The 15,341-nt window shown below is 47.8% G+C and carries 18 protein-coding genes; 7 read left to right on the forward strand and 11 right to left on the reverse strand.

What is annotated here, in order from left to right; all coding sequences use genetic code 11:
• Positions 1 to 636: an endonuclease III domain-containing protein gene (locus PV02_RS00245; RefSeq protein WP_256621290.1), complete on the forward strand. Its 636-nt coding sequence runs from the start codon at positions 1 to 3 to the stop codon at positions 634 to 636.
• A 12-nt stretch (positions 637 to 648) separates the two neighbouring features.
• Positions 649 to 1,428 (forward strand): C15orf41 family protein, encoded by a 780-nt coding sequence (locus tag PV02_RS00250; RefSeq protein WP_256621291.1) that lies wholly within the window; start codon positions 649 to 651, stop codon positions 1,426 to 1,428.
• Here PV02_RS00250 and PV02_RS00255 read toward each other — a convergent pair.
• Positions 1,419 to 1,637: a hypothetical protein gene (locus PV02_RS00255; RefSeq protein WP_256621292.1), complete on the reverse strand. Its 219-nt coding sequence runs from the start codon at positions 1,635 to 1,637 to the stop codon at positions 1,419 to 1,421. The genes PV02_RS00250 and PV02_RS00255 overlap by 10 nt on opposite strands.
• Before the next feature lie 208 nt (positions 1,638 to 1,845).
• Complete coding sequence (locus PV02_RS00260; RefSeq protein WP_256621293.1) at positions 1,846 to 2,271, reverse strand: metal-dependent transcriptional regulator; 426 nt, start codon at positions 2,269 to 2,271, stop codon at positions 1,846 to 1,848.
• A 253-nt stretch (positions 2,272 to 2,524) separates the two neighbouring features.
• On the opposite strand from PV02_RS00260, the gene lysS reads away from it, so the two are divergent.
• Positions 2,525 to 4,117, forward strand: coding sequence for a lysine--tRNA ligase (lysS, locus tag PV02_RS00265; protein ID WP_256621295.1), 1,593 nt, complete (start codon positions 2,525 to 2,527; stop codon positions 4,115 to 4,117).
• Between the two features lies 1 nt (position 4,118).
• Positions 4,119 to 4,763, forward strand: coding sequence for a class I SAM-dependent methyltransferase (locus tag PV02_RS00270; RefSeq protein ID WP_256621296.1), 645 nt, complete (start codon positions 4,119 to 4,121; stop codon positions 4,761 to 4,763).
• Here PV02_RS00270 and PV02_RS00275 read toward each other — a convergent pair.
• The 6 genes from PV02_RS00275 to PV02_RS00300 form a co-directional block, all read right to left on the reverse strand.
• Entirely contained in the window at positions 4,742 to 4,996 is a 255-nt protein-coding gene (locus tag PV02_RS00275; protein ID WP_425438335.1) for a pro-sigmaK processing inhibitor BofA family protein, read from the reverse strand. The genes PV02_RS00270 and PV02_RS00275 overlap by 22 nt on opposite strands.
• A 501-nt stretch (positions 4,997 to 5,497) precedes the next feature.
• Complete coding sequence (locus PV02_RS00280) at positions 5,498 to 5,920, reverse strand: TIR domain-containing protein (protein WP_256621297.1); 423 nt, start codon at positions 5,918 to 5,920, stop codon at positions 5,498 to 5,500.
• Positions 5,917 to 8,376 carry a U32 family peptidase gene (locus tag PV02_RS00285; RefSeq protein ID WP_256621298.1) on the reverse strand — a complete coding sequence of 820 codons (2,460 nt, stop codon included), beginning with the start codon at positions 8,374 to 8,376 and terminating at the stop codon, positions 5,917 to 5,919. The genes PV02_RS00280 and PV02_RS00285 overlap by 4 nt, the downstream gene beginning before the upstream one ends.
• Before the next feature lie 72 nt (positions 8,377 to 8,448).
• Positions 8,449 to 8,784 (reverse strand): DUF8060 family membrane protein, encoded by a 336-nt coding sequence (locus tag PV02_RS00290; RefSeq protein ID WP_256621300.1) that lies wholly within the window; start codon positions 8,782 to 8,784, stop codon positions 8,449 to 8,451.
• Positions 8,777 to 9,748 (reverse strand): DUF7490 domain-containing protein, encoded by a 972-nt coding sequence (locus PV02_RS00295; RefSeq protein ID WP_256621302.1) that lies wholly within the window; start codon positions 9,746 to 9,748, stop codon positions 8,777 to 8,779. The genes PV02_RS00290 and PV02_RS00295 overlap by 8 nt, the downstream gene beginning before the upstream one ends.
• A 101-nt stretch (positions 9,749 to 9,849) precedes the next feature.
• Positions 9,850 to 10,308 (reverse strand): redoxin domain-containing protein, encoded by a 459-nt coding sequence (locus PV02_RS00300; protein ID WP_256621304.1) that lies wholly within the window; start codon positions 10,306 to 10,308, stop codon positions 9,850 to 9,852.
• Between the two features lie 323 nt (positions 10,309 to 10,631).
• On the opposite strand from PV02_RS00300, the gene PV02_RS00305 reads away from it, so the two are divergent.
• The 3 genes from PV02_RS00305 (at position 10,632) to PV02_RS00315 (ending at position 13,268) form a co-directional block, all read left to right on the forward strand.
• The gene (locus PV02_RS00305) at positions 10,632 to 11,261 is read left to right on the forward strand and encodes a TetR/AcrR family transcriptional regulator (RefSeq protein ID WP_256621305.1); all 630 of its coding nucleotides are present in this window, start codon (positions 10,632 to 10,634) and stop codon (positions 11,259 to 11,261) included.
• Between the two features lie 36 nt (positions 11,262 to 11,297).
• Positions 11,298 to 12,065 carry a class I SAM-dependent methyltransferase gene (locus PV02_RS00310; protein ID WP_256621307.1) on the forward strand — a complete coding sequence of 256 codons (768 nt, stop codon included), beginning with the start codon at positions 11,298 to 11,300 and terminating at the stop codon, positions 12,063 to 12,065.
• A 306-nt stretch (positions 12,066 to 12,371) separates the two neighbouring features.
• On the forward strand, positions 12,372 to 13,268 hold the full coding sequence (locus PV02_RS00315) for a cation diffusion facilitator family transporter (RefSeq protein WP_256621308.1): 897 nt from the start codon (positions 12,372 to 12,374) through the stop codon (positions 13,266 to 13,268).
• Positions 13,269 to 13,335: 67 nt separating this feature from the next.
• On the opposite strand, the gene PV02_RS00320 is transcribed toward PV02_RS00315, so the two are convergent.
• The 3 genes from PV02_RS00320 to hisF are packed head-to-tail and all read right to left on the reverse strand — an operon-like array spanning position 13,336 to position 15,198.
• Positions 13,336 to 14,043: a class I SAM-dependent methyltransferase gene (locus tag PV02_RS00320; RefSeq protein WP_256621309.1), complete on the reverse strand. Its 708-nt coding sequence runs from the start codon at positions 14,041 to 14,043 to the stop codon at positions 13,336 to 13,338.
• Positions 14,044 to 14,076: 33 nt separating this feature from the next.
• Positions 14,077 to 14,364 (reverse strand): MazG nucleotide pyrophosphohydrolase domain-containing protein, encoded by a 288-nt coding sequence (locus PV02_RS00325; RefSeq protein ID WP_256621310.1) that lies wholly within the window; start codon positions 14,362 to 14,364, stop codon positions 14,077 to 14,079.
• A gap of 12 nt (positions 14,365 to 14,376) precedes the next feature.
• Entirely contained in the window at positions 14,377 to 15,198 is an 822-nt protein-coding gene (gene hisF / locus PV02_RS00330) for an imidazole glycerol phosphate synthase subunit HisF (RefSeq protein ID WP_256621311.1), read from the reverse strand.
• Positions 15,199 to 15,341: the final 143 nt, after the last annotated feature.

Below are 15,341 nucleotides of genomic sequence, written 5' to 3' on the forward strand. Positions count from 1 at the left end.
ATGAGCGTGAGAAATAAAGATCTGCTTCAGATCTATCATATACTCCGGGAAGAATTAGGCCCTCAATACTGGTGGCCTGCTGAAACGGCTTTTGAAGTTGTGGTAGGTGCGATGCTTACCCAGCAGACCAAGTGGTCCAACGTTGAAAAAGCTATATGTGCTCTCAGGGAGCATGGTCTGCTCGAACCCGGGACTCTTGCGGAAGCGGATATCGCCCTGATTGAGAAGCTGGTCCGATGCTGTGGTTTCTATTGCCAGAAAGCTTCCCGCCTGAAGGGTGTTGCAGCATACTTCATTGAACATCCCATGGATGCTGTGTTCTCATTGCCCGCCGATACTTTGAGGCAGAGGATGCTGTCCCTTAAAGGCGTGGGCAATGAGACCGCGGACAGCATAGTGCTCTATGCCGCCCACAAGCCAAGCTTTGTAATAGATGCATACACGACCCGTATAATGAAATGCATGGGAGTGGAAGGCGATTACATGAGGCTTAAGAGCCTCTTTGAGAGCAGCCTGCCAGTGGATGTTGGTATATATCAGGAGTACCATGCATTGATTGTAGAGTATTCGAAGAGATTCTGCGGAAAGAAAAGATGTGATGAGTGTCTGCTATTACGGCAAGACCTCTGTGAATAAGGAGATATTCGGATGGATATCAATACCTATGAAGAGATTTACAGTTCCCTGCAGGGGGTTGATGATATTGACAGGGTTTCAGAGAAGTTCTCACAACCCGTGGGTGTCATATACTCCATATTGAACCAGAAGACGGTCACGAACGTAAAGAAGAACTTTTCCCGTGTGCAGGAAAGAAGTGGCAGGCATGTTGCCATGTGGCAGAAGGGCACAACCATCGTCCAGATCGCGCGGAAGAACAAGATCCCCGCAACCCTCATGGCTACCATGATCCTAGCCGAGCTGGGCATTCCAAAGAAATCCTTCATGAAGAACATTGACGAGCTTCCTGACATGCGGCTTAAAAAAGAAGTTAAGGAAGCCATGCTTTCGGACCATTTCTTCTCTCCGCAGGCCCATGAAGTCCATATGGTCAAAGGTAAAATGGGTGAGTCCATACTGGAGCAGTGGCTTCAGAGTAAGGGAATATCTTTCAGGACGGAGAATGACCTCCGGGAAATGGGAGTTGCAAAAACACCGGATTTCCTGCTGGAAGAGCCCCTGGAGATAAATGGCAAAAAAATAAAGTGGATAGAGAGCAAGGCTCTGTTTGGTGATGAAAAGGAACACCACTATTATATGAAAAAACAATTCACCGATTACGAAGGCAATTTCGGCACCGGTATGGTGGTTTACTGGTACGGCTTCCTTGATGATATAAAGATGGACGGACACCTTGTCAAAGACTACACTTTCTTTATTGGGCAGTCCGTCACGATCGATGAATTACTAAACCACGGCCTTCAGTGGTAGATGCCCAGGTCGGGTTCTACTTCGGTCTTCGGTTCGATGGTTTTTTCTGGAGTTGGCTTTTCAATTTGTATAAATACATTCTTGGTGTATACCTGGTATACTTCTTCCTCTTCGTAGAGTACTGCTTCGTTGTTGATGGTCGCGTGGTTACCGTGAACTGCAATAAAAGGAAGGACGTCCTGATCTGCGGGTTCACGCTTGTTCCTCATATGGAGTATGTCCATAGACGTGCACATAGGCATGTCTACTTTGGTGGTGGTTATGCGGGTCATCATAGGGTACTACATTGAGTAGTTATTAAAACCTTACGGTTCGTCAAGTTACGAACAATCTGCATTATTTAAGAGAGAGGGGACTCCTGCTATCATTTTTTAAAAGTCGGGAGATTAGTTTTCAGCTGCCTGAATGGATACTGCCTTACTGGGAGAATTTACAACATCCTGATCCTATAGGGTGTTCACACTTAGGACAGAATTCTCTATGTCGCATGTACTGGCATATATGTTCAAGCACTGTCTCTGAAGTGTTATGCTGAAGTATGTTCGCTTCCTTTCTTGCAGTCTCTGGTTCTATCCCCAATACTGTTGTAAGAAAGCGCCTAAGCACGCGGTTGCTGTGTCTTATTCTCTTTGCCTGTGCCTCCCCTGGCTCGGTCAGTTCCACTCCATAATATGGTTTATAGTCCACAAGTCCTGCTTCAGAGAGCCGCTGTATCATCTCTGTAACACTCGGGGGTGACACTCCCATCTCCGCAGCTATCTGCGTGGTTCTTGCAGGAGCATTATTCCTTCTTATCAGGAGAAAGATCGTTTCAAGATATTGATCTGTACGTTCAGGATGCATGAACTTACCCACCGCCTATCCTATAGGCGTAAGTAGTTAAGATATATATGATTTTGGAAATTATCCCGCACTGTGCCATAAAAGTACAGGTGTCGGGTGTACATCGCCGATAAAACCTCTCTGTCCCTCTTAAGCAAAGCTTATAATAGTAGCAATAATTTAAGGTTACAGTCTCTTAATCTCTCTGAGACCGATCATGAAGAAAGATTATTGGTAATTAGGAATTATCCACTCTCTGGTACTGGTGAAAAGAATGGCAGATATTACACACTGGGCGGATGTAGTTGCAGAAGAGGTCCTTGCCAGGGGCAAGAAGCACCTTGTTGCTACAGGAATAACGCCATCAGGTCATATTCATATAGGCAATATGCGCGAGGTCGTAACAGCGGATGCAGCATACAGGGCTCTTCTCGACAAAGGTACGCAGGCTGAATTCGTCTACATCGCTGATACTTACGATCCCCTCAGGAAGGTATATCCTTTCCTTGACGAAAGCTACGCAGAGCATGTGGGCAAACCCCTGTCCAATGTGCCATGTCCCTGTGGGAAGCATGCTAGTTATTCCGAACACTACCTCGAGCCTTTCCTTGGTGCCCTTAAAAGGCTGGGGATACATCCCACTGTCTACAGGGCGGATGAACTCTACAAGCAGGGAGTCTACACGGATGCTATCAAGAAGGCTCTTGTGAAAAGGGATGAGATCGCAGCCATCCTCAAGAACGTTTCAGGCAAAACCCCTGCAGAAACATGGAATCCCTTTAACCCCATATGCAGCAACTGCGGTAAGATCAACACGACAATTGTCACATGTTTTGACCTGGATGCAGAGACAGTGGATTATAAGTGCTCCTGCGGTCACTCCGGCACTGTTCCAATGAAAGGCGGAGGCAAGCTCACATGGCGTGTGGACTGGCCTGCAAGATGGAAGGCTCTCGGAGTTACTGTGGAACCCTACGGTAAGGACCATGCCTCCAAGGGCGGCTCCTACGATACCGGCGTGCTGATAGCAAAGGAAGTGTTCGGTTACGATGCCCCCTTCCCAATAGTCTATGAGTGGATCATGCTGGGTAACGAGGGTGCCATGTCCTCATCATCAGGTGTCGTTGTTTCCATAGCCGATATGTTAAAGGTCGTGCCTCCCGAAGTGCTCAGGTACCTGATCATCCGTACCAAGCCAGAGAAGCACATCAAGTTCGATCCGGGACAGCCCCTGCTGACCCTCGTTGACGAATTCGAGCGCCTGCATTCTATTGACAACCCCGGCTCCTACGAGAAGAGGATACTGGAACTGTCCCATGCAGTAGGCATATGCCACACGGATATCCCATTCAAGCATATGATCACGATCTACCAGGCCGCAGGCGGGGATTTCGGGAAGATCATGCGCATCGTCAAAAGGGCAGGATATGACACGAAGAACGAGAAATGCATTAAGGAGCTGGCTGACAATGTAGGCAACTGGCTTGAGATGTATGCGCCTGCGTTTGCAAAGTTCAGCGTGAAAGATGAGCTTCCGGTACAGGCAGCCAGCCTTTCCGAGCTACAGAGGGCTTTCCTGGCATCTTTCTCAAAGATGATTTCCCTGCAGGCTGAATTGAGCGGGGAGGACTATCACAACCTTGTCTATTCGGCAAAGGACCAGGATTCAGAACTGACCCGGGAAATGGCAAGCATACTGGGTATCAGTCCTGACCAGGTACAAGCGGATCCCAAGGACCTTTTCAAAGCAGTCTATACTGCAGTGCTCGGACAGCAGTCCGGTCCCAAAGCAGGCTGGTTCCTCTCTTCCCTGGAAAAGGATTTCCTGGTGGAGCGCTTCAGCGAGGCTGCAAACTATAAGCCCTGATATGGATACGAGATCGCACATCCTTGCCTGGGATGAGGAATACAGGCATGTGAGATGGGGAGGCCCAAGGCCTGTCTCTGCTGTTGAGAAGGAAGTCCTCCCGGGCTCCCTCGTGCTGGATGCCGGATGCGGTAACGGAAGGTACTTGCTCCCTCTCTCTAAAAAGTACGATGTCGTGGGCGCCGATGTTTCAATGAATGCACTATCGGAGGCAAGGTCCTACCTTGCCAGAAGTGACAGGCATGCCGAGTGCATTGCTTCTACGCTCACTGCTCTCCCTTTTTCTGCCAACTCCTTTGATGCGGTAGTGTGCTATGGGGTCATGCAGCACCTGTTCGAAAGCGAGAGGACACTTGCAGCCGAAGAGATAAGAAGGGTGCTGAAACCTTCGGGAATCCTGTTCATAGAGGTGTTCGGCACCGATGATATGAGATTTGGGGGGCATGAGGTAGAGCACAACACTTTCTTAAGGAACGGTGGCATAATCTATCATTATTTTACGGAACAGGAATTGGTCTCATTGCTCGGTGGATTTGTACAGGTGGACCTTCAAAGCATAAGGACGGAAAAAACGTTCAATGGCGAGCTTCACACCCGCCACCTCATAAAGGGAAAGGCCAGCCTTCAAAAGGCAATACCAAGGTAGCTCAATATTATCATTAGCAGGGCACCAACGACTCCTGCGATGGCGCATACAAGAATGACTAACCATGTGTAGGCTATTCCAAGCCCCAGCACTGCGTTTGCAATAAAGAGCACGAGAAGTCCCAGAACTGCATTTATTGCCATCTTTGTAGCAGTTTTCAGTACCTTGTACAGGATAACTGCAACTATAATCGCTATTAACAATATGAATATCTCACTCATCATAGTTACCATTATTAAATTGTCTTGATTAGTATTTAATAATTGCTAAAAAACTATGCTGCGAAAAAAAGAGGAGTTTTACCTCCTCAAAAGAACGAAAGTTAAGGAATGTAAGATTATTTCTTCTTCTGATCCTTTGCAGGGGCCTTTACTGCTCCCTTCTTGTCATCCTTCTTCTGATCCTTTGGTGCCATTATATCTCACCTCCCATGGAGAGATACCCTCATTTGTTTTAAAGAATTCAAACAAGCCATACTGGTTTCTTACAGCAGTCAATACTGCATTAACCCTATAGAGCTGTTATCAGACTTCAAGAATTGATTCCATGGCTAATTAGCGCCAGTTAATCAATCTAAAGGATAATATACACACTATGTATATAAAACTACCTTTTTTAGCCTTTTTCAAGGATTCAGCTTATGATTATTGCTTAAAAACAGTTTAAAGGTACTACATGAAGTATCAATCCACATAGATAAAATAACTCTTTTTCCCTGGTTTCCGCACCAGGGATCAGGCACAAAGGTGAGCCAGGAAGTCCAGGATGGCGCTTTCAAGTTCCCCTAAAGAGGAGTACTGCCTTACTGCGAGCCTTTCATTCCTGTTTCCCAGTATCATTGCAGAAACCATGGAATGCGGGGAATGGAGACAGAGCACGGGAAGACCAAGCTGCAGAGCCCGGCAGATCTCATAGCCCACACCAGTAGATGGCGTGCTGACCTCTGCTATCACGCGTTCGCTCACTGTGAGAAATCCCATATCGCGATCATATATCTCTCGCTCGCTCATCAGTGATTCCTTTTCATCGAGCCGGGGATCAGCAACATGGAAACTCAGCACTTCGTGCCCGTGGTGCTGCAACAGTTCCAGCATGTGCAGATATGTCCCCAGCAGTCCTCTGCCGCCGCGTATCGAGACTGAAAGGAATATCTTCATAATACTCCTCTGTGGTAATGTCCTCTGGTAAAGTCCGTCCCGAAGTCCCGGCAATTCCGGCATCCTGCCCGGCGTTTATAGTAATATGAATCAATGGCATCCCTGTATGCTTTCACAAGCTGCCCTGTGGCCTCAACCCCTGTCATTCTTACATCGACCCTCAATCTGGAAACACCTGCATCAACGAGCTTGGGTATATCTTCCAGCAGGCATAGCTCCTTTGAGTTGAAGACACTCGTTCTTCCTTTACTGTTGGTGGTGACCGGGAAAGAAAATCCCCTCTCGTCCCTGAGTGAGAACACGTTCCTGCCATTATCTGAAGCAGGTAGCGCGTCTGATCCTGCCAGGGCGGCAACCAGGCAGTGCTCGGATTCCATGACCTTCAGCCTGCCATGGACTATGCACTCAGTGGCTGTGCCGCGACTCACCTCCTTTATCTGCTCGAAGTTCATCTCCGGGGAAAGTACAAGCATTTCAGCTCCCCTCTCACTGAGAACTGAGGCAGCCTGCCTGTTGAATATATTAAGGGAGCTGTCCGCAACGGTTCTGATCCTCCGCGCTAACGCCATCCGCAGGACACCCATATTTGCAGCGATGACCCCTTCAAATCCTGCTTCATTGGCAGCAGCCATAGCATGTTCAAGATCGCGCATCTCCGTATCCTTTACAATAAGTGGCGTATGGAAATAAACCGGTACATGCGCGTCTCTCGCACGCGCAACAATGTCCTGGGGGCTGATTTCTATGTTAGTGACAGATAGCTCCGGGTCATAGTAGAGGATGTCTGCACCTCCTGATATGGCCTGCCCGAGGCTTTCCATCGTACTGAAGCTGACCGCAAGGAGTGTTTTTCCCGCGGCTGGTGCAGCGGATGCTTCTGTTATTGGGACATATGCAGGATGGCTTTTCCTTCTGCGGCCTTCCGTCCTGAGTCTTTCCAGCCCGGCAGCGGCCTTGTTCCTGGCCTCGTTCATTTCCCGGATAGGTATGAAAAGGCCGTCTTCTCCCATATCTATATCAATGCGCCTCGCCTCAAATACGGTGTTGCCTAGCCTGTCCATCTGTTTGTGTATGTCCTCCCTGCAGGTTGATTTATTTAAGGCGTTCTCGATGATGTAATCAGATCTGGCAATGGCAGTATTGCCATCCCCATCCCTGAGTGTCACAATGAAGGGCTCACCCACGGATGCCTCTGCCTTCATGTATACAGGCACTTTCCTGCGCATGCCGGTGGTTTCAAATGAGCTCTGCAGCTCTTTCATAAATGAGCTGTCAAATGTCCTGTATATCCTCGTGCCCGTCCTCAGGGGAATATCGAAGGGTATTGAAACGAAAGAGCCTTTAGCTGCTTCCCTTACAGGCTTTCCTCCGCTGTACATGGCCTGTACAACAGTACCGGAATCCTCTTCTTCTTCAAAGCCAATGCCGTCGCTGATTCGCAGGATCCCTTGAAGTTCAAGATTAAGAGTCCTCGCTTTTCGGTCGTATCCGATGACCTTGCCTGCCGGCACTCCCCTGTTATAAGGCCTTTCCCTGCTCATGAGCTTGCCTGCGGGATTGCCTTTGAAATATCCTGCAGTGAACTCCCTGTTGAAGAGCTGAGCAAGCTGTGTGTCCTCCTCATCGGACACGAAGTATCCCTCCGGATTCTCTGCGTACCTGTCTATCAGGCGGCGGTATATCCTCACTACGCCTGCAACATACTCAGGGCGCTTCATGCGGCCCTCTATTTTGAAGGAAGAGATGCCTGCTTCCATGAGTTCAGGGAGTATCGCGGATATGTTAAGGTCTTTGGGGCTCAGGAGGAAGCTTCCCCGGGTGTCGAGCCTCTTGGTGCCTTCCATGAGACTGTATTTTTTCCTGCAGGGCTGGGCGCAATGCCCCCGGTTACCGCTCCGGCCTCCTATCACGCTGCTCATCAGGCACTGGCCGGAATAGCAGATGCACAGGGCACCATGGATAAAAGTCTCTATCTCCATGCCTGTTTCCTGCCTTAGGGTCCTGATCTCGTCCAGCGACATCTCTCTTGCGAGCACCACCCGGCTCACTCCCATATCCTGCAGGAAGCGCACTCCTTCAGTGTTATGGATGGTCATCTGGGTGCTGGCGTGGACCGGCATTTCGGGCACGAATTCCCTTGCAAGTGACAGGAGCCCGATATCCTGGATGATAATGGCATCCGCACCTAGCTCGTCCAGGGTCTGCATCAGCTTTACAGCCGTCTCTGTCTCAGTATCCTTTATGAGGGTATTAAGGGTGACGTAAATCTTAACTCCCCGCAGGTGGGCATAATCGAGAGCCTCTCTGAATTCCTCCATGGTGAAATTGCCTGCATACGCCCTTGCACTGAAATCCTTCACTCCCAGGTAAACAGCATCAGCGCCGTTCTCAACTGCTGCAGTGAGAGATGCCATATTCCCGGCAGGGGCAAGAAGTTCGGGTTTGAGTATCGTCATGGGTCTTGCAGTATACTCATGAAAGCTATATAAAAATGAAGATGGAGAAGAACAGGAAAAAGATAACAGGCCTTAAGCCTGTTTCCTGAAAACATAGAGCCTTATAATGTAGATGCAGAGCACTATTATCACAAGGTTGTAAACCGATTTGAACAGGGAGACATATTGCCATTCGAACCAGGTACGTATCACTTCCTGCATGGAGAAGTACAACTGGAAAGCTGCCATGAACAGCAGCAACATTGCTATGCCGAAAACACTCCATCTGAAGTATTCCTCAGGTGTGGTTTTCTTCTTCTCTTCGTTTATGGTTTTCGCAGTATATGCTTTGTTCCTGTTCTTCTCGTTAGCAGCAGGTGTGCCAAAGACACTGTTATCCCCGCTGTCTGTCATGTTTTCTTCACTCATGCTTTCCCCTCCTTATAATTATCAGTGCGGATAAGATAGCCACGATTGCCATAACAGATCCGAATCCGGGGCTTTCTTCCTCTGCTGGAATTTCATTCACCGGCATCTCGTCCTCATACGCATCCTCAATCACAAAATCGCTTGTCTGGATAGTTTTCGTCTGAACCGTCTGCTTCTTGCTGATCACTTTCTGGGGGTTCAGCTGCACATAGTCCTCTCCTGTTTTTACCAGGGTATCCCCGTTCCATACGCTGACCTCCACCACGTAGTTGTAACCGTCAGGGACTGTGAGGCTGACTGCCCTGATGGCCGTTGCTTCAGGCTCTATCCTGCCGGTGGACGTCCACTCCTTATCTGCAATGAGCCGGGCATCTATCTCCCTTGCCTTGACAAGTACCCTGTAATCGTTAGTGGTCCTTGTCCCCTCGTTCTTCAGGTAGATATCATTCTCAATGATGACTTTCCCGGCTGTGACGTTCTTCACCATGAAGTCCATGCTGCTGATCTGGATACCAACATCCTGCAGGTCTGTGGGCATGCCGGAGAGATTACGGATAGTGATCCTTGAATCGGCTTTCTTCTGTCCGCCCTCATACAGGACCAGCACCAGCCTGTAACTGCCGTCCTTCGGAAGCACGAGGGACTGGCTCACAGCTTTTGTGCTGCCTTTCTGAATAACGCCGACCTGCGTTTCCCGGCTCAGTTCAAGCAGTCCTGTCTGCTCGCTGAAAGCTTTAAGAAGCAGGGTCGTGTTCTCTTTGCTGTCCCCTCCTCTGTTGTCTATGTAAGCCGTTACGTTCAGTTCGGCATAGGAGCTTTTTATACTGTTGGCAGATATCTCGATATCCGTTATCCCGTAATTACTGCTCTCTTCAAAATCCTTGAGGCATCCGCTGGAAGCAGCAACGGATGCGGTGATAAATAGAATAAGAATAAGACGTATTTCTCTATCCCTTTTTTTCATGGATGTTCCTCCAATCTACAGAAGAAGGGATACTATTTAAACATTGTTAATTATTTCTGCAGCGCATCTAATTAAGTTAATGTGCATATGACAAATTTATTTCAGTCCCGAAGGGCATCAAATATCTCTTCAATATCCGGCAGCGAACGGGTCTCATAGACCTTCACGAACCTTATCTTCATGTCTTCGCCAACGACAATGCTGGCCCGCTGAGACACTCCCCTGTCCTCATCGAACATCCCGTACATCCTGGCCACCTGCCCGTGAGGCCAGAAATCCGCAAGGAAAAGTGTGTTCTCTATCCCCAGCTCCCTGGCCCAGGCCTTCTTGGAATGCACGGAATCAATGCTAATGCCAAAGGCCAATGCATTTGCTGCCTGGAATCTTTCGAAATTATCCTCAAGTAACTGCATGTGCTTTGCGCATCCCCTGGTCCAGGCCAGCGGATGAAAGGCGAGCAGTATCTTCTTACCCTTCAGGTCGTGCAGATGCACTTCATTTAGGTTCTGGTCATACAGCGTAAAATCACTGATCACTTCTCCCGGTTTCAACTCGTTCATAAATAACCCCCATGAGATATGATTACGAATATGTAAGGCGGTCCTATAAAAGATAAACCGGTAACCAGTTTGTGAAGTTTCTCATGTGTGCCAAGTGTATTAGGAAAACTGCAAAATAGCCCGGAATATGGGCAAAAAATAAGTTCGAAGTGGCAGGGTCTGGGGCTGGCCCCAGCAAGCAGTCTTTTATGGCTTGCCTATTAACGGGGCAGCAAAATTTTAGTTTAATTTGAAGTGCCGCTTTTGTGGAATTCGCCAGCAAGTAAACGGTCGTTAACTATAATAAGGTGAACGATAGTTTACTGCATGGAGAGGACTTCTAGATGGCCGACACAAAAGAAAACATTTTACATACTGCGCTTCGTTTGTTTGCGCGGGATGGATATGAGGCTGCTTCGGTCAGCGATATTGCCGGTGAGCTTGGAATTACAAAAGGGGCTTTATATAAGCACTATAAGAGTAAGCGGGATATATTCGACAACATTGTCGAGCGTATGTATCAGATGGATGTCGAAAGAGCGAACAAGTATGAAGTGCCGGAGGAGACATTTGATAAATCCCCATCCGCATACCGCAATACTGCTGTGGATAACATCAAGGTCTTCATGGAAGCGCAGTTTCATTTTTTGACGGAGGACGAATTTACCAGTAATTTCCGAAAAATGTTGACTTTGGAGCAATACAGAAACCCGGAAATAATGGAACTGTATCAAAAATGCCTTGTAAGCGGGCCGGTCAGCTATATGGAAGACCTATTCCGTGAAATGATGGAGCAAGGTATTTGGAGCAAAAGCAATCCAAAACAGCTTGCGCTTGAGTTTTATGCACCGTTTTATTTGTTGTTAGGCATCTCAGATACAATGCCTGACAAGAAAGAGGCCGCTAGGCTATTATCAGCGCACATTGAGCGATTTATAGAAAAAAACTCCGCCCCACGGGAACAAAAGGAGTAAAGCCAAAGGTATAATTAGAAGATAAGGAGTATGACAATGGAAGAAATAACAATCGACGAACTCGATTTTGCCCTCATCAATGAATTTTTCACAGAGCTTGAGCGGCAGGGACCCGGCAGCGCCGAAGAAACCATCAGGGCATTAGCTTTTATCGGGAATCTTTCAAACAAAACAAAAATTGCCGATTTAGGCTGCGGCACAGGCTTTCAAACAACGGTCCTGGCACAAAATACAGAAGCAACCATCACCGCCCTCGACCTTTACGCCGGATCGATCGATAAACTTAACGCAACAGCCGGAAAACTTGGTTTGCAGGACAGGGTAAAAGGTATTGTCGGTTCAATGGATAGTTTGCCGTTTCAGAATGAAGAATTTGATCTTATATGGTCTGAGGGGGCTATTGCCAATATAGGTTTTGAAAAAGGCTTGAATTACTGGAAAGGCTTCCTCAAAAAAGATGGTTATATTGCCGTAACATACGAGTCATGGTTTACCGATGAGCGCCCCGCTGAAATTGAGAAGTGGTGGTTGGACGCAGTTCCTGAGATTGGCACAATAGGGTATAATATTTCCATCATGCAAAAAACAGGCTATATTCCTGTTGCCGCATTTATATTGCCTGAAAATTGCTGGACCGATTATTATTTTATTCCGCAGAAAGCAAGGCAGGAAGAATTCTTGAAAAAGCATGCGGGAAACAAAACCGTTGAGGATATGATTGCATTTATGAGGCGTGAGGCAGAATTGTATTCAAAATACAAACAGTATTATGGATATGTATTTTATATTGGGAAAAAGATGTAATCTAATAATGGTCTACGCCACTACTTCGTATACCCGACCAGAAACTGCCTTGCCGCCATTTGGTTGGAACGCATTGAAGTAAATTCACATTTGCAGATGGTATAAGCCCACCGTGTCAACAGTTTGTTTTTCTTCCTAACATATGACCGTCACATGTTAGGATAACAAAAAATGTGTTTGAGCATATATCAATTAAAGGTAAAAGAAACTATTTAAGGCGCTTTTAAGACATTATGGGGCCTATAATGCGTAGAAAAGCTTAAATATTGTCTTATCGCCTACTATTTACTAGAAGGAGCGTTCAATATGACCCATGAAACTGACAGAAGCGATACTGCAGTAAAGGTGACCTTTAACGGGCTGATATTGAACGTTGTCCTGACCATATTCAAATTTATCGCCGGTATCTTTGGTAACAGTTCGGCGATGATCGCAGATGCTGTTCATTCCTTCTCTGACTTTGTTACCGATATGGTGGTAATCGTGGGACTCAGGGCTGCGGGGAAGCCTGCGGACGACAACCACCAGTATGGCCACGGTAAAATAGAAACCCTATGTGCGGCTTTTGTTGGTATTGCCCTTGTTTTCATAGGACTGGAGATCCTTGTCAACGGTCTTTCCAAGATCCTTCTGGTATTACATGGCGAAAACCTGGAACAGCCTGGAATGATAGCTTTGGCTGCAGCAGTTGCTTCGATCTTAGTAAAGGAAGGGCTATACAGATATACTTTGAAGGCTGCCAATGCGATTAAAAGTGACGCTATGATAGCAAATGCGTGGCACCACCGATCAGATGCATTATCATCAGTGGGGACAATGGTAGGCATTGGGGGTGCGATAATCCTGGGGGGTAAATGGGTTGTCCTCGACCCTCTTGCAGCGGTCATACTGAGTTTTGTCATATTCAAGGTGGCATTTGATATCTCTTATAAGAACATTAACGAACTTGCGGAAGCTGCTCTTGATGCAGAGGTTGTTGAAGACATAGTGAACACTATTATCTCAACGGAAGGCGTCAGGGACTTCCACAAGCTCAAGACAAGAAAGATAGGCACCAACATTGCCACCGATGTGCATATACAGGTGGATAAGAACCTCAGTCTGATTGAAGCCCATAACATATGCAATGAAGTGGAGAACCGCTTACGGTCAAAATACGGGAAGGAGAGTATTCTGTATATTCACTGTGAGCCTGATATGTAATCTCAGTATGAGAAACGTCCCCTAAAAATGTGAGAATGACTTCAATCACATACAGTGATCCTTATCTTTATTTTATGCACAGGTATGTTGCGAGGAACCCGTTCTCATAGAACGCCTCTTCTATCCTGAAGCCGGCCTTTTTTATGAGCCCTTCGATCACCCAGTCAAAGGTTGAGAACTCCTCCTTTATGTGAAGGATATATTCCCTGGTCATTTCATCCTTTACTTGTTCCGGGATGCTCTGCAGCAGTTTTGAGATAAAGGGGTCAAAATCATGGATCTCTGATGAAAAGACCACATCCTTCAGGAAGAACCTGCCACCTGTCCTTAGCATTGAACCGACATGCTGCAGTGCAATGAGCTTCCAGAAATCAGGCAGGTGGTGCAGTGCCAGCTGGGTTACCACCGCATCGAACGGCCCGTCATCTGGTTCGAGTGTGAGAAAACTTCCTTTGGTGAAGTGGATATTGTTCCTGTTTTTCGACTTTGCCTTTTCCCTGGCAAATTCAAGCATCCCCTCGGAGACATCCAAAGCAACAACCTGCTTGCAATGCCTTGAGAGCTCAATGGAGAACTCTCCGGTTCCGCATCCTATCTCCAGTACCCTGTCCTCCTGCTGAAGGCCGATGAGCCGGAGCATTGTTTCGGCTTCACTGCCAATGTTCCGGATCTTCTGCATCTTCTGGTCGTAGTGCAGGATCTCCTCCTTATCCGTGTAATCAGTACCGACCTGGATGAATTCGTCATAGTACCATTCAGGCAGCTCTCTCATCATGCTTATCTTTCACATCTGATATTTCAGAAGCGGTCAATCTGTGCAGATACAGGGCTTTTGCCCGCAGGTCGGGCACTTGCCCGGGTATTTCTCAAGGAATACTTCCTCAAGGTCGATACCATAGAGATTTGCCAGTGCGCCCACCCAGGCAAAACAGTCCGCAAGCTCCTCCCGCAGATTCTCCCTGTCATCCCTGCGCACGGCCTCTGCAAGTTCGCCGACCTCCTCCACCAGCCAGAGCATGGTTGCCGTGGGTCCGCGCTTCCTGTCGTTGTGTGCGTAGAGGTCAGACATGAGTTGCTGGAATTCTCGGATTTCCATACTATCACCGCATCAGAGCCTTACTGGGATGTTCTTCTTCCTCAGGTGTTCCTTGACATCGTTCACTGTATACTCCCCAAAGTGGAATATGCTTGCCGCCAGTGCAGCATCCGCTTTTCCGTCAACGAAACCTCTGTACATGTGTTCGGGATTACCCACACCGCCGGATGCGATGATGGGTATCTCCAGTTCTTCGGAAAGCTTCCTAGTGATGGGTATGTCAAAGCCGTCGTAGGTGCCGTCCCTGTCCATGCTGGTGAGGAGTATTTCCCCGGAACCCAGCTCTTCAACCTTCTTCGCCCACTGCACGGCATCAAGGCCTGTTGGCTTGCGTCCGCCGTAGATGACGACCTCGTACCAGGCTTTGGTGCCGTCCTCCAGCTCCAGTATGGTCTTGTCGGTATTGTCCTCGATGTTGGTGTTCCTCTTGCAGTCGATGGCTGTGACGATGCACTGTGCTCCGAAGATTTCCGAGGCTTCCTTTATAAGCTGTGGATTCTTTACCGCTGCAGTGTTGATGGACACTTTGTCTGCACCCGCCCGGAGTATCTGCCTGATGTCGTCGATGGAGTTTATCCCGCCACCTACGGTCAGGGGAATGAACACTTCGTTGGCGGTCCTCTCGATGACGTTTATCATGGTGGAGCGCCCTTCATGGGAGGCCGTGATGTCCAGGAAGACAAGCTCGTCAGCGCCCTGTTCGTTGTATCTCTTTGCAAGTTCCACAGGGTCGCCTGCTTTTCTGAGTCCTACAAACTCGATACCCTTGACGACCGTCCCACCGGCCTCGTCAAGCGTTACATCAAGACATGGTATGATCCTTTTAGTGAGCATTATGACCTATCCTTTCCAATGATGTGTGTTTTTGTCTGCCGGCGAGCCTGGCAGATGGCATATATGGATAAGAAGACATTGGTTCTTTATTTAATACTTGTTGTGTAAGTTGCAAGGCTTACGGCAAAATAGTCATAAATATA

Source organism: Methanolobus chelungpuianus (genome assembly GCF_024500045.1).
In the GTDB taxonomy this organism is placed as follows: Archaea; Halobacteriota; Methanosarcinia; order Methanosarcinales; family Methanosarcinaceae; genus Methanolobus; species Methanolobus chelungpuianus.